General features: G+C 59.1%; 10 protein-coding genes. 8 read left to right on the top strand and 2 right to left on the bottom strand.

What is annotated here, in order from left to right:
• Positions 1 to 147 precede the first annotated feature (147 nt).
• Positions 148 to 1,488, top strand: coding sequence for a lipase family protein (locus HMPREF2875_RS07610; RefSeq protein ID WP_070671776.1), 1,341 nt, complete (start codon positions 148 to 150; stop codon positions 1,486 to 1,488).
• 97 nt (positions 1,489 to 1,585) lie between these two features.
• On the opposite strand, the gene putP is transcribed toward HMPREF2875_RS07610, so the two are convergent.
• Positions 1,586 to 3,148, bottom strand: a complete 1,563-nt coding sequence (gene putP / locus HMPREF2875_RS07605; RefSeq protein WP_070671774.1) for a sodium/proline symporter PutP — start codon at positions 3,146 to 3,148, stop codon at positions 1,586 to 1,588.
• Positions 3,149 to 3,390: 242 nt separating this feature from the next.
• Here putP and HMPREF2875_RS07600 point away from each other — a divergent pair, with 242 nt between their 5' ends.
• The 7 genes from HMPREF2875_RS07600 (at position 3,391) to HMPREF2875_RS07570 (ending at position 12,344) form a co-directional block, all read left to right on the top strand.
• Positions 3,391 to 6,495, top strand: coding sequence for a DEAD/DEAH box helicase (locus HMPREF2875_RS07600; protein WP_070671772.1), 3,105 nt, complete (start codon positions 3,391 to 3,393; stop codon positions 6,493 to 6,495).
• Complete coding sequence (locus HMPREF2875_RS07595) at positions 6,496 to 7,320, top strand: SWIM zinc finger family protein (RefSeq protein ID WP_070671770.1); 825 nt, start codon at positions 6,496 to 6,498, stop codon at positions 7,318 to 7,320. It begins immediately after the preceding gene.
• A gap of 37 nt (positions 7,321 to 7,357) precedes the next feature.
• Positions 7,358 to 8,491 (top strand): metallophosphoesterase family protein, encoded by a 1,134-nt coding sequence (locus HMPREF2875_RS07590; RefSeq protein WP_070671768.1) that lies wholly within the window; start codon positions 7,358 to 7,360, stop codon positions 8,489 to 8,491.
• Between the two features lie 3 nt (positions 8,492 to 8,494).
• A complete protein-coding gene (locus tag HMPREF2875_RS07585; RefSeq protein ID WP_070671766.1) occupies positions 8,495 to 11,077 on the top strand; it encodes an AAA family ATPase in 2,583 nt (860 codons plus the stop codon).
• Between the two features lie 10 nt (positions 11,078 to 11,087).
• Positions 11,088 to 11,597 (top strand): MarR family winged helix-turn-helix transcriptional regulator, encoded by a 510-nt coding sequence (locus HMPREF2875_RS07580; protein WP_070671765.1) that lies wholly within the window; start codon positions 11,088 to 11,090, stop codon positions 11,595 to 11,597.
• Positions 11,598 to 11,663: 66 nt separating this feature from the next.
• Entirely contained in the window at positions 11,664 to 11,957 is a 294-nt protein-coding gene (locus HMPREF2875_RS07575; RefSeq protein WP_070671762.1) for a molecular chaperone GrpE, read from the top strand.
• Positions 11,958 to 12,134: 177 nt separating this feature from the next.
• The gene (locus HMPREF2875_RS07570) at positions 12,135 to 12,344 is read left to right on the top strand and encodes a hypothetical protein (protein ID WP_070671760.1); all 210 of its coding nucleotides are present in this window, start codon (positions 12,135 to 12,137) and stop codon (positions 12,342 to 12,344) included.
• 145 nt (positions 12,345 to 12,489) lie between these two features.
• On the opposite strand, the gene HMPREF2875_RS07565 is transcribed toward HMPREF2875_RS07570, so the two are convergent.
• The gene (locus HMPREF2875_RS07565; RefSeq protein WP_070671757.1) at positions 12,490 to 12,852 is read right to left on the bottom strand and encodes a VOC family protein; all 363 of its coding nucleotides are present in this window, start codon (positions 12,850 to 12,852) and stop codon (positions 12,490 to 12,492) included.
• Between the last annotated feature and the right edge of the window lie 18 nt (positions 12,853 to 12,870).

The raw sequence follows: 12,870 nt of genomic DNA, 5'->3' as shown, positions 1-12,870 counted from the left end.
TGACTGAAAAGGGGGCGACAATAGAGTCGAGTGGGTGTCAACAAAATTTGACACAACCCATCAAAGATTAATAATTAGCTTGGCACTCAATTAAAAAGTGCCGAGATCTATTAATCGCGCTATCACTGCTGGAAGAAAGGAAATGCAGTGAAAACTCCGCTCCCCATTTTCACCGCGGCATGTCTCGTTGTCGCAACAAGCCCTCTTGCCTTTGCGCAGGACGTCGCGCCGGAACTGCCGGAATCTGCTTTGGTTGAGGAAGCTCTCAAAGACCCCGTCACAACGCAGAGCCCGGAGGAATCCGGTGATATTAAGGAAGCCGCTGAGGAGCTAAAGAACTACTCCACGGTTCCTGCACCTGATACCACCAACTTGGTCGGCGATGAATACTCAGCCTTTTACCACGATGTCGTTGATGTGGAGTCATCTGCTCCCGGCCAGCTTTTCCGCTCCGAGCCTGTTCGTAATCCGTCGAATACCCTCGGAATTACGAACATTGGCCCGTACAAGGCTCAGCGCATCCTGTATTCCTCTACCAACCGCACGGGAGAGAAAACGGCAGTCAGCGGCATTGTTATTGAGCCCAAAGCAGCATGGACGAAGCCTGGACCACGCCCGGTTGTAGCATTCGCCCCTGGTACCCAGGGGGTGGCAGACCGCTGTGCACCATCGCGCAAAATTGCAGAAGGTGTGGGAGATTATGAGCAGTTCTTCTTTGAGCAATACTTGAAGAAGGGATATGCGGTGGTGGTTACAGACTATGAAGGTCTTGGCACCCCAGGCATGCACACCTATATGGATCGAATCTCCCAAGGGCACGCTGTCTTGGATAGTGTGCGAGCAGCCCAGCAGCTGAGCGGCTGGGATATTAGTGGTGACAACCCCGTGTTCATTAACGGCTATTCGCAGGGCGGTGGGGCAGCGGCATCTGCAGCGGAACTCTATGATGATTACGCGCCTGAGCTTAACGTCAAACTAGCAACCATTGGTGCTGCACCCGCTGATCTGACGTTGCTGCCGCCGGCTCTCGACGGCACGCTGTATTTCCTGTTTGAATCCTATGCGTTGTTGGGCTTGAGTAACTCCTATGGGGAAGACTTGTACTCTCATCTCAATGAGGAGGGTGCTGCAATCCTCAAGCGCGCCACCAACACCTGCACCTTAGGGCTTACTGGCTTTGCAGGAAACACCATCGAAAAGATTAGCAATGAGGGCAAGAACGTGGACCAATTCATTGCTACTGCTCCCTATGACCGGATCCTAGCGGACCAGCACATTGGCTACGACGCGCCGTCGATTCCGGTGGTTGTTACGCACGGCCGTGGCGATGATGTGATTCCTTTCTCCACCGCTGAGCAGCTGGTTGAACAGTGGACTTCGCGTGGTGCACACGTGACCTTCATCCCGAATGATGCCCGCTCTCATGTGGCTGGTACCGTCCCGCACATCACTGAATCTGTCAAGGCTGTTGAGGCAGCGTTGTCTTAAAGTCTCTGGTTCAAAAGTCAAACCCCCTCGCCGGAGCATCGTTGATTGAACTAGCTCAGCAAGGGGGTTAATTAGAGGTGGGCAATGCGGTGAGAGATTACTTCTGAACCTTCTCCGCGGCCTCCTCGAAGTCGAGGTCCTTGTCCTTTTCGACGAGCTTGGCCAAGCGGGTGGCCTCTTCAAACTCCTGGGTGACCTTCTCATCCGGAGCCTTGGTGGCTAGGGATACACCGATAGCCACAAGCAGGGCGGAGATGAAGCCCGGAACCAGCTCGTAGAGGGTATCGCCCAGCGGGCTCATGCCCCAGCCGATGGCCACGACGGCGCCGGTGAGCATGCCGGCGATGGCGCCGGTGGAGTTCAAGCGCTTCCAGTACAGCGACAGAAGGACAATCGGGCCGAAGGCGGAACCGAAGCCAGCCCAGGCGAAGCCAACCAGACCCAGAATCGAGTCGGACGGGTTGATGGCCAGCAGAGCGGCGATGACGGCAATGGCCACGACGGCGGTGCGGGACAGGTTGATCAGGACGTCCTGGCTCGGCTTCTTCTTAGCGAAGATGAGGTAGAGGTCCTCAATCAGGGAGGTGGAAACAACCAGCATCTGGGAGGACATGGTGGACATGATGGCCGCCAGAACAGCGGTGAGGACCAGACCAGCGAACAGCGGGTGGAACATAACCTGTGCCATGTCCAGGAAGATGGTCTCGTAGTTTTCCTGGTCAGTAATCGAGTGGTTGGTCTCAGTGAAGAAGACGGTACCGGACAGTGCCACGAAGATAGCACCAATCAGGGAGATGCCCATCCAGCTGACGCCGTAGAAACGACCCGCGCGGGCATCGGAAGGCTTACGCAGCGCCATGAAGCGCACGATGATGTGCGGCTGGCCAAAGTAGCCCAGGCCCCACGCCAAGTTACCAATGATGACGGCAGCGGAAACGCCGGAGAACAACGAGAAGTAGTTCGGGTTCTCAATAACGCCACCGGTGGCGTAGGGGTTCTCAGCAGCGAAGCTGAAGATCTCGCCCGGGTTGTCCAGTGAGAAGAGCACCATGATCGGCACGATGATGAGGGAAGCGAACATGAGCAGGCCCTGGACGGTATCGGTATAGGACACCGCGAGGAAGCCACCGACGAAGGTGTAGAACACCGTCACGGCAGCCACGACGAGCATGCCGACCATGTAGTCGCCGCCGAAGCTGGACTCGAAGTAGCGGCCACCGGCGACCATGCCGGAGGACACGTAGAAGGTGAAGAAGAAGATAATGATGGCCGCAGCGATGATGCGCAGCATGCGTGATTTATCGTGCAGACGGTTCTCGAAGAAGGACGGCACGGTAATGGAGTTGCCGGCAATTTCGGAGTAGGAGCGCAGACGCGGCGCAACCCACTTCCAGTTTGCCCAAGCACCGGCAAGAAGGCCGATGGCCATCCAGAGCTCGGACATACCGGTGAGGAACAGGGCGCCAGGCAGGCCCATGAGAAGCCAGCCGGACATATCGGACGCACCGGCGGACAGTGCGGCTACGAACGGGTGAAGCCCGCGGCCGGCTAGAACATAGTCGTCGTATTCATCCGTCTGCTTGTAGCTCCAGAAGCCGATGCCGGCCATGGCAAGCAGATAGATGATCATCGCAACGACGTACCAAGTGGAGTCTTGCACTGATCTCTCCTTGAGATTGAGATTAAGAGTAGGACTCATTCACGCTAACGAGGTAAACGGCCCTGCCCAACTGAAAATCGGCAAGGTGACCAGTATTCGGTTACCTTGGTCACAGCTTAATGTACGGTCTTACTGGTGTAACGCCGAAATGTAACGAGACTATAACGATTGGGTATTTCGGCAGCATTTGGGAACTTTCTGTACAAAGTGCCCCCAGATGGTGTGCTGCTAAACTGGCCGTTATGGCTTCTTACCTGCTGCATGGCCTCTGGCTGCCCGTCTCTGGCCTGAGTCTGTGGATCGAACAGGTCGAAGGACACAAGATCGTCATGCCCTCCGCCGTTCCTGAGGGCACCTTCCCCGATGTCGTCGACACCATCTTGGAGAAGAAGACGTTTCGCAACCGAGCGCGGGTATCGCTGCGCACGCCGAAGGGAAAAGACGTCTCCCTTATGGTGCCCATGGCCATGTTCGCGCCGGACGAGGCAGTTGAGACCCTGGCCAAATTGGAATTTCTCGATACTGGCAGTCAAGCGGTGACGGCAGAGCAGCGCTTGACCATTGCCCCAGATCTCATGTGGCTCATCCGGGCTTACCGCGGTCTCTACCGCTTTGTGCGCGCCGGACGCGTAACTATTCGCCTCTCCTACCAAGCCGGCGAGTGGTACCCCATGTGGCAGCTCGCCTCCGGATTAGGAGAGCGCAGCTGGCTGGCGGAGATGCTTGCCTCAGCACCCGGCATCCTGACGATTAATAACCGTGCGCTCTCAGATGATTTAGCTGATGAGCTCACGCACTGGATCGCCTATACCCAGCTGCGCCCGCAGATCGATGCTCCGCGTGCAGCGCCCTGGCATGATTTCGCCCTCTCGCTGCTGAAGACCTCACCGGTGAAAAAGGGCCGCGCCCAGCTGCTTCGCGGGCTCAACGAGTGGAAAGACTCCATCACATCGGTAGATCTGCAGCTGGTTTTCCTCGTTGAAGAGCCCAGCAATGATGAGGACCCCGAGGAGACCATCTGGCCCATCCGCGTGCTTGTGCGCTCCGGCACCGATTCACCGCGCCCAGTGAAGCAGGAGCAGTTGGATCGGGGGAGCGTCGAGAAGCTGCGCGATGCCCGCCGCCACGCCTTTGACGTGGCCCCGCGTCTGAAATACAACTCGGGGGCGCCCTCGCCCTACGCCGGTGACTGGGACGTGTATCTGACGACCGAACAGCTCGTGGAGTTTGTCACCCACGATGCTGCAGCCCTGCGCAAGGCCGGTTTCACCGTCATGCTTCCGAAGTCCTGGTCGCATATGGAGACCAAAGCCAAGCTGGAGACCGTCGAGGCTCACGATCCAGCCGAGGGCGCCACGAAGGCCCATATCGGCATGGAAAAACTCGTCAACTATGACTGGAAGCTCTCCGTCGGTGACACGCAGCTGACCGACGCCGAAATGGAGGAGCTGGTTAAGTCCAAGTCCGGCCTCATCAAGTTGCGCGGCGAGTGGGTTATGGCGGATACCCAGGCACTTAACAAGATTCAGCAGTACATGCGTGAGCTTGCCGATACCGCCCGCAGGCGAGCCCTCAAGGAACTCGAACAGCTCGCAAAAACCGCAGAGATGGCCCGCCAGCTGGAGCAACCCGGCTGGGAGGAGCTCGTTGCTGAAGTAGAGCGTCGCCGCAAGGAATTCAACGAAGGCGAAGAAGAAAACCTTGTCTCCATCGCGGATCTGCGCGAGATGGCGCTTAAATCCATGGCGGAGGATCCCATCGCCTTTACCGGCTCGCAGTGGCACACCTCGTTGCTTGGAGGCCTGGAGACCACCGCCCCGGACCGCGTGGATATCCCAGACACCGTCCACGCAGAGCTGCGCGATTACCAGCGCCGCGGCGTGGACTGGCTCTACTGGATGTCCCAGAACAATATTGGAGCAGTGCTTGCCGACGACATGGGGTTGGGCAAAACCCTCCAACTACTGTCGCTGCTGGCCGTCGAAAAGGCGGCGTGGGCGAAAGCCCACGCCGCGGGAGATACGGAAGCCCACGCCGCGGAAGACAAGGAGGCCACGGCGTGGAACCCCACGCTGGTTGTCGCCCCCACCTCCGTCGTGGGCAACTGGGCCCGTGAGGCCGCGCGCTTCGTGCCGAGCTTCAAAGTCGTGGTCCAGCACGGCACCGGCAGGCTCAAAGGCGACAAACTTGTGGAGGCAGCACAGAACGCTGACGTCGTCATCACCTCCTACGGCACCGTGGCCCGTGACTTCCTCACCTTGAGCAAGGTGGACTGGGACCGCGTTGTCCTCGATGAAGCACAAGCCATCAAGAATGCGGCGACACGCTCGTCCAAGGCGGTGCGCGCTATCCCGTCGCGCCACCGCGTGGCACTGACCGGTACGCCGATTGAAAACCGCTTGTCAGAGATGCGCTCCATCCTGGACTACTGCAACCCCGGCATTCTCGGCTCAGCATCTTTCTTCCGCAACCACTTCTCCAAGTCCATCGAACGCGAAGGCAACGAGGAAATGGCCGAGCGCCTGCGCCTTCTCACCGCGCCGTTTATCCTGCGTCGGCTGAAGACGGACCCAAACATCATCGATGACCTGCCTGACAAATCCGAGCAGATCATCACCGTGCGCATGACCGACGAGCAAGCAGCGCTCTATAAGGCACTCGTTGCTGACGTGGAACAAGCCCTGGGCAAAAAGGAAGGCATGTCGCGCCGCGGGCTCGTGCTGGCCTCGCTCACGCGTATCAAACAGATTTGTAACCACCCGGCCCACTTCCTTGGTGACGGCAGCGCGGTCACCATCAAGGGCAGGCATCGCTCCGGCAAAGTGGAAGAGCTCATGCGCATTGTGGACCAGGCGATTGAATCCCGCGAGCGCGTGCTCATCTTTACCCAATACAAGGCCTTCGGCGATATTCTCCAGCCTTATCTATCCGACCAGTTGGGCACTGACATTCCTTTCCTCCACGGCGGGGTAAGCAAGAACAAACGTGATCAGATGGTGCAGGATTTCCAAGCCGACGATGGCGCTCCCGTCATGTTGCTCTCGCTCAAGGCGGGAGGTACGGGGTTGAATCTCACGGCGGCGTCGATTGTCGTGCACATGGACCGCTGGTGGAACCCGGCCGTGGAGAACCAGGCCACCGACCGCGCCTTTCGCATTGGCCAGGAGCGCAACGTACAGGTCTACAAGATGATTACCGCCGGCACGCTGGAGGAATCCATCCAAGACATCCTCGACGGCAAGACCCAGCTCGCCGGCGCCGTGGTGGGCGAGGGCGAAGGCTGGCTCACGGAACTAACTCCGGAGCAGCTGGCAGATCTCATGAGCTACAAGGGACAGGAGAACTAGATGGCACCGGCACGCCCCAGCGATGACAACGTCATTTACGCTAACTTTGGCACCCGCAAGCGCGTCAGCACCCCTGAGGAGGTCCACCGCGTAGACCGCGTGCGCACTATGCAGCCGGCAGCCACGCGGGTGGTGAACTTTGTCAACGGGCATACGGACTCTGGGCGCATCAGCCGCGGCCGCCAATACGCTACGGAAGGTCACGTCGTGGGCCTTGACGTGCGCAATGGTGCGGTTCACGGCAAGGTTGCCGGCTCCCAGAACGAGCCTTTCGCGGTGCTCATCCAGGTCCCGTACCGCAACAACGAGGACATCGGCCGTTTGTCGGAGATGTTCGCGCGCACCCCCAACTCCGTGGCGAAGGCGAGGGAGGGCCTGCTTGCCGACGACGCCCTTGACATCCTCTTCGCCGAGTTTGCCGACGACCTGAGGTTCTCCTGCACCTGCCCTGATCCGGAATATGTGTGCAAACACATCGTCGCCGTGGCAGACCGCCTTGCTGCCCGCATGGATGCCGATCCGTCTGTCATCTTCGCCCTGCGCGGACTGGACTTTGCTCGTTTGGAGCAATCCGTTATGGAGCAGGCCAAGGCGGCCTCCGAGGATTCCTATAGCGGCGTGGAGATGGACCCTGAAGAGCGCAATGCTCTGTTCTGGGAAGGGCGCGAACTGCCACCGCTTCCCGAACCTAAGTACGCACCCGCAGTGGATGATTCTGACCCTGACCTGCTGCGCCGTGCCATGCGTGCGGTGAGCCATACGAACATAGATGTGCTTCGCGCAGTCTCCGATGTCGATGACCTTTACTACCATCTGACGCATTAGAATTGTCGTCTCCGCGACCCGTGAGGAGTAAGAATTCATGGCCGCTGTCACGTTCATCCATACCTCCGACTTTCAGCTGGGGATGACCCGCTGGTTTCTTTCCCCCGCAGCGCAATCGCGCTTCGATGATGACCGGGAGGAGGCGGTAGCGCGTCTCGGTGAGCTAGCCAGCGAAACGGGTGCCGAATTCATCGTGGTGGCTGGTGACGTTTTTGAACATAACTCCCTCAACAAGTCCACGTTGCTGCGCGCAAAAGAGGTATTTAAGAACTTGCCCGTGCCCGTCTACCTGTTGCCAGGCAACCACGACCCGCTCGTGGCGGACTCCATTTTCTTTCACTCCTTTGCGGATAACGTCTACGTTATTGAAGATTCCGAGCCCATCGAGGTACGCCCAGGGGTAGAAATCGTCGGCGCGCCCTACCTGTCGAAACGCGCGAATTACGACCTCGTGCGCCGTGCACTGGAGCCCTTGGAGCCATTCGATAAGGCAGCGGGCGGGATTGCCCGCATCGCGGTGGGCCACGGCCAAGTGGAATCCCGCGCAGGTGAATCTGCTGATACCGATGCAGACACCATTGACTTGGCATTCGTGGAGCGCTGCCTCGACGAAGGAATTATTGATTACCTGGCGCTCGGGGATACTCACTCCACGGCCTCTCTTGGCCGCACCGGCAAGGTGTGGTTCTCCGGTAGCCCGGAAACCACGGCCTTCGATGATCGCGAGCGCGATTCCGGTAATGCGTTGGTGGTGACGGTTGAGGGTGAGCGGGTGGACGTCGCCAAGCACAGCGTTGGACGCTGGCACTTCCGCGCCATCGATGCTGACCTCAACTCGATGGAGGAGGTCGAGCGTTTCCTGTCGGAGCTAGATGAGCTGCCGGGAAAGACGCGCACCGCGGTGAAGTACAGCCTGCGCGGAACGCTGGGCCTGAATGCGCAGGCGCGCCTGGAGCAGGGCCTGGCGGATTTGGAAGAGGTCTTTGCCTCCCTGAAACCGCGGGAGCGGACGATGGACCTGCACCTGGCTCCGTCGGAGGAGGAATTGGGCGAGTTGAGTCTGAGTGGCTATGCAGCAGATGCGCTGACAGAGTTGCTTGAGGATCTGGACAATCCCACCGCCCGTGATGCAGCCAACCTGCTGTTTCGTCTCAGCGCGAAGGGAGCTTAAACCATGATGCAGCTACACTCTGTTGAACTGAATAACGTCCGCGCTGTGGAACGCCTGGTGGTTTCAGACTTGCCGGAGACGGGTGTCGTGGTGATTGGCGGGCCGAACGAGGCCGGTAAGTCCACGCTGGTGGAGGCCATCGATTTTGTACTGACGGAAAAGCACACGGCGGGCTCGAAGAAGATTAAGGCGCTTAAACCCGTGGGCCGTGACGTAGCGCCCGAGGTCACGCTGGAAGCGACCGTGGGTCCGTACCGTTTCCGCATCCACAAGAGGTGGTTGAAGAAGCGTGCCTCGGAATTGCAGGTGTTGTCTCCGCGCCCCGGGCAATGGACGGGAGCTGAGGCCGATGATGAGCTCGACCGCATCTTGAGCGAACACCTTGACCGCGCGCTGCTCGATGCACTGTTTGTGCGCCAGGATGACCAGAATGAGGGCATCGCTGCAGTAGGTATTCCGTCTCTGACTGCCGCACTGGAAGAAGAAACCGGGTCGAGCGCTGTGGCTGAGGATTCCGAGCTGCTCACGCGCATCGAAACTGAGTACACGCAGTACTACACCGCCAAGACGGATAAACCGGCAGGGGAGTATAAGGCTGCTATTGCGGCTTTAAAGGAAGCAGAGGAGGCCCATGTCTCTGCTGAAGCCGCCCTGCGCGAGCTCGATGGCGTGGTGGAGCGCTACGAGGCTGCGGAGCTCAAGCAGAGTGAAGCTGAGACCGCCCTGCCTGCTGCTGAGGAGGATTGTGCTCGCCTTGATACGGAACTTGCTGCGGCGCGCGCGGCTCAGGAGAAGGTGAGTGCTCAAGAGGCTGCCGTGACCCGCGCTGCGGAGGCCGTGACCCGTGCCCAGGAGGATGCCGAGCGCCGCCAGGTGCTCGTGGAGGAGCACTCCCTCGCGGTCAAGGCTGCTGAGCGCGCTGCGGCGGTTCTGGCGCAGGCAACTGAACGCGCGGAAAATGAGGCAGCCGCACGGGTAAAACTCGACCAAGAGCGCGCTGAGGTACAAAAGCGCTATGACGCAGTGCGTGAGGAGCGCCAGCGGGCTCGCCATGCGCAGCAGCGCGCGGAGCACGAAGCACTGGGGACACGTTTAGAAACGCTGAATACTCTTGAGGAGACCCTGGCGGTTCGCCGCCGTGACCTAGCCGCAGCGCCCGCCATTGCGAACCTTGATGCGCTGGAGGACGCTGAACGTGAGGTCAGCATTCAGAAGCGCCTGCGTGCGGCCGCTGCCGCGAAGCTCTATGTCACCGGCTCGGGTGATATCTCGGTGGATGGTGAGCCTCTGGCTCTTGTTTCCGGTGAAGAAACCCCGGTTGAGCTGCATGATGGAACGATGGTGCGCATCGGTGAGGTCACTGCTCGTTATGCCGCCGCTACCGGCGAATCCGGAGTCGATGGTGTTGAGAAAGCCCAAGCAGAGCTAGCCCGCCTTCTGGACAACGCCGGCTGCGAAAGTGTCGAGGATGCTCGCGTTGCCCACGAGAAGCACGAGCAGCTCGCTACAGCGGTAGACAGCGCTTCCCGCGAGCTGGCTGCTGCCTTGAGCGGTGATGATTTGGGCGAGCTCCGCGCACGCTTTGAGGTTAGTGCCATCGAGGAATCAGAGGCTGTCGCTGACTCCGATGAAGAGCTGCGAGAGCTCGCCGTTGTGGAGAAGGAAGAAGAAGAGCTGCGCACTCAGCTCGACGAGCTGGACCGTGCGTTGGCTCCCTACCGCGAGAATAAGGCTGGCGCGGCCCTCGACGTCGCTCAGGTCCGCGCCGAGGAAGCTGAATCGCAGCGTGGCCTCAAGGCCCAGGCCCTTGCCGCCGCCCGAGAGCAGCGTAGTGACGACGACGTCCAGGCTGCTATAGAGAAAGCCCGTACCGCACAGGCCAACGAAGAAGCCGTCCTCGAAGAGATGTCGGGCGTGGATGTTGCCACCGCAGAAAGCTTGGCGCAGGGCGCGCGGACACACGTGGAGTCACTCAAAGCCGCTGTGACTTATGCCAACGGTGAGAAGCGTGAGCTTACTGGCCGCATTGAAATGCATTCCGGTGCGGCTGAAGCACTAGAGAGAGCTGCCGCTGAGCTGGAGATGGCCCGCGAACGCCACGCCGCCACCGAACGCCGGGCTGAGGCTGCCCGTTATCTGCGCATGCTCATGCTGCGCCACCGCGATGCCGCCCGCCAGCGCTATGCGGAGCCGTTTGTCACGGCACTCAATGGTTTGGCGCGCACCGTCTTTGGCAGCGACGTGGATTTCCACCTGTCAGAAGAACTTAAGGTGGAAACGCGCAGCCGTAATGGTGACACCGTGGCTTTTGAGGGCCTATCCGGTGGTGCCAAAGAACAATTGGGAATTCTGACGCGGTTTGCCATCGCACAGCTCGTCTCTGGGGATTCCGTGCCCATCATTATTGATGATGCATTGGGGTCTACCGATTCTTCCCGCCTGCAGCTCATGGCAGCGCTTTTCACTAAGGCAGGAAAGAGTTCCCAGGTCATCGTGCTGACCTGTATGCCGCAGCGCTACTCCTGGGTTGGCGGGCGTACCGAGTTGAGCATGGAAGAATTAAAAAGCTGTAACCCCAAGGTGTAGGGTTGTTGTCATGACTGCGGAAACTCGATGGCTCAACGAAGACGAACAAGACCTGTGGCGTCACCTCCTTGCCTGCATCCGCAAAATCAACCGCGGCATGGAGGAGACCCTCTTGGCCTGCGGAGATATCTCGATGTCTGAGTATTCCGTGCTCGTGTCCCTTTCGGAGGCTCAGAACCACCGGTTGCGCCTGCGTGAGTTGTGCTCGGAGCTGGAGTGGGACCGCTCCCGCGCCTCGCACCAAATCACGCGTATGGAAAAGCGTGGTCTTGTGACCAAAGAAAGGTGCGAAGGCGATGCTAGGGGAGTGGAGGTCATTATCACGCGACTCGGCTTTGAGCGCCTTCAAGCATCCGTACCGGAACACGTCGAGTCCGTTCGCCGAATGGTCTTCGATCACCTCGACCCCGCAGATGCCCCGGCGCTCCTGCGGTTCTGCGAAGGCGTGCTGGCGGAGAATAACCTGCCCGGTTATAAGGACTTCGTTCCCGATGAGCTCCTGCGCGGAAGCCGCTCCTAAGACGGAGCGATTCGCAGGTACAGTGGGCTCGGACCGCATTCTCACCAGGAGGTGAATCCCCACATCATGATGGGACAAGAACTTTTCGAGCACCCGGAACGCCAGTACGCTCAGTACCGCATTGAGGCGCTGAAGGAGCTGAGCGCACAGGTGGGCCCAGTCGAGGACGTCGACGAGCTCAACGATGAGCAGGCCGCGGCTTTGGAGCAGGCTCTAGAACAGCACCCAGAAAGTGCTGTGACCTTCGATGAGCTTTCCCAGCAATGGATTGTTGGTGCTGAGGATGACATCAATCGCATGTTCCAAGACCGCGAAGAATTCATCGAAGCACTGGAGAAAAACGAGGATCCTGGGGTCTAGCTCACACACGGTGTCAAACTTCCGACGGATAGCGACGGAAAATCAGCGGATAACTACGGCCGGTATTGCATAACCTGCTAACATACTTTGTGTTAATGGGCGAGCGTCCCTCAGCCGTGGGGGAGATGACTCCAGCATGAGCTCCTCGGATAAGGGAGCTAAGTGAAAGGATTGAACATGACCAATCAGCGTGATTTTGCTCAGGAACAGCGCGAGGCTGCCGCACGCGACAAGTCTGACGGTTGGGTATCCGTCTTCGTTCAGTGGATCCCCATGATGCTCATCGCCTTGGTTATCCTGACTGCCCTCTTCTTCGGCATGTACTACATCGAGCACGGCACCTTGGACATCACTCAGGAGATCGTAAACCCGTTCATCACTCAGTAACTCGAACGGACCCGCGGACGCTGTAAAGCCTCCGCAGCCCGTGGCGCAGTAGCCACGGCACCAACAACGCCCCGGCAGCTCAACGCAGAAGCTGCTGGGGCTTTGTCATGCCTTTTATCATGCGGCCATGCCGCTAGCACGCTGGCTAATCGATGGGAGCCACGCGAACACGGTTACCGTCGGGATCAGCAACGACAAACGTGGTGCCGAAGACATCCTCGTGCGGTTCTTCAAGGACGTCTACGCCTGTGGCCGTCCAGTTGTCGTAAACCTTGAGTACTTCGTCCTTGTCCACATTGAGGCAGACTTCCGAGGTGCGCGTCGGGGCAGAGGAGAGTGCTTGGCTTTCGCCGCTCCACACGGCGAGTGAAACTCCATCGCCTAGAGCGAAGGTGACGTAACGGGGTGAGGTGAAGTCAACCGCGAGTCCAAGATGCTGTGAATAGAACTCAACGGATTTCTCGACGTTACTGGCATAGACAATGAAGACGATTTCACGATTCGGCATGCGTAAAACTCTACCTAT

The organism is Corynebacterium sp. HMSC078H07 (genome assembly GCF_001812805.1).
GTDB lineage: Bacteria > Actinomycetota > Actinomycetes > Mycobacteriales > Mycobacteriaceae > Corynebacterium.
The sequence above is the reverse complement of the archived record's forward strand: the minus strand, read 5'-3'. Positions and strand labels throughout refer to the sequence as shown.

Excerpts from the sequence above, each read along its gene's own strand:
- HMPREF2875_RS07600 (WP_070671772.1), top strand. The coding sequence starts at position 3,391 with ATGGCTTCTTACCTGCTGCATGGCCTCTGGCTGCCCGTCTCTGGCCTG.
- HMPREF2875_RS07595 (WP_070671770.1), top strand. The coding sequence starts at position 6,496 with ATGGCACCGGCACGCCCCAGCGATGACAACGTCATTTACGCTAACTTT.
- HMPREF2875_RS07590 (WP_070671768.1), top strand. The coding sequence starts at position 7,358 with ATGGCCGCTGTCACGTTCATCCATACCTCCGACTTTCAGCTGGGGATG.
- HMPREF2875_RS07585 (WP_070671766.1), top strand. The coding sequence starts at position 8,495 with ATGATGCAGCTACACTCTGTTGAACTGAATAACGTCCGCGCTGTGGAA.
- HMPREF2875_RS07580 (WP_070671765.1), top strand. The coding sequence starts at position 11,088 with ATGACTGCGGAAACTCGATGGCTCAACGAAGACGAACAAGACCTGTGG.
- HMPREF2875_RS07575 (WP_070671762.1), top strand. The coding sequence starts at position 11,664 with ATGATGGGACAAGAACTTTTCGAGCACCCGGAACGCCAGTACGCTCAG.
- HMPREF2875_RS07570 (WP_070671760.1), top strand. The coding sequence starts at position 12,135 with ATGACCAATCAGCGTGATTTTGCTCAGGAACAGCGCGAGGCTGCCGCA.
- HMPREF2875_RS07565 (WP_070671757.1), bottom strand. The coding sequence starts at position 12,852 with ATGCCGAATCGTGAAATCGTCTTCATTGTCTATGCCAGTAACGTCGAG.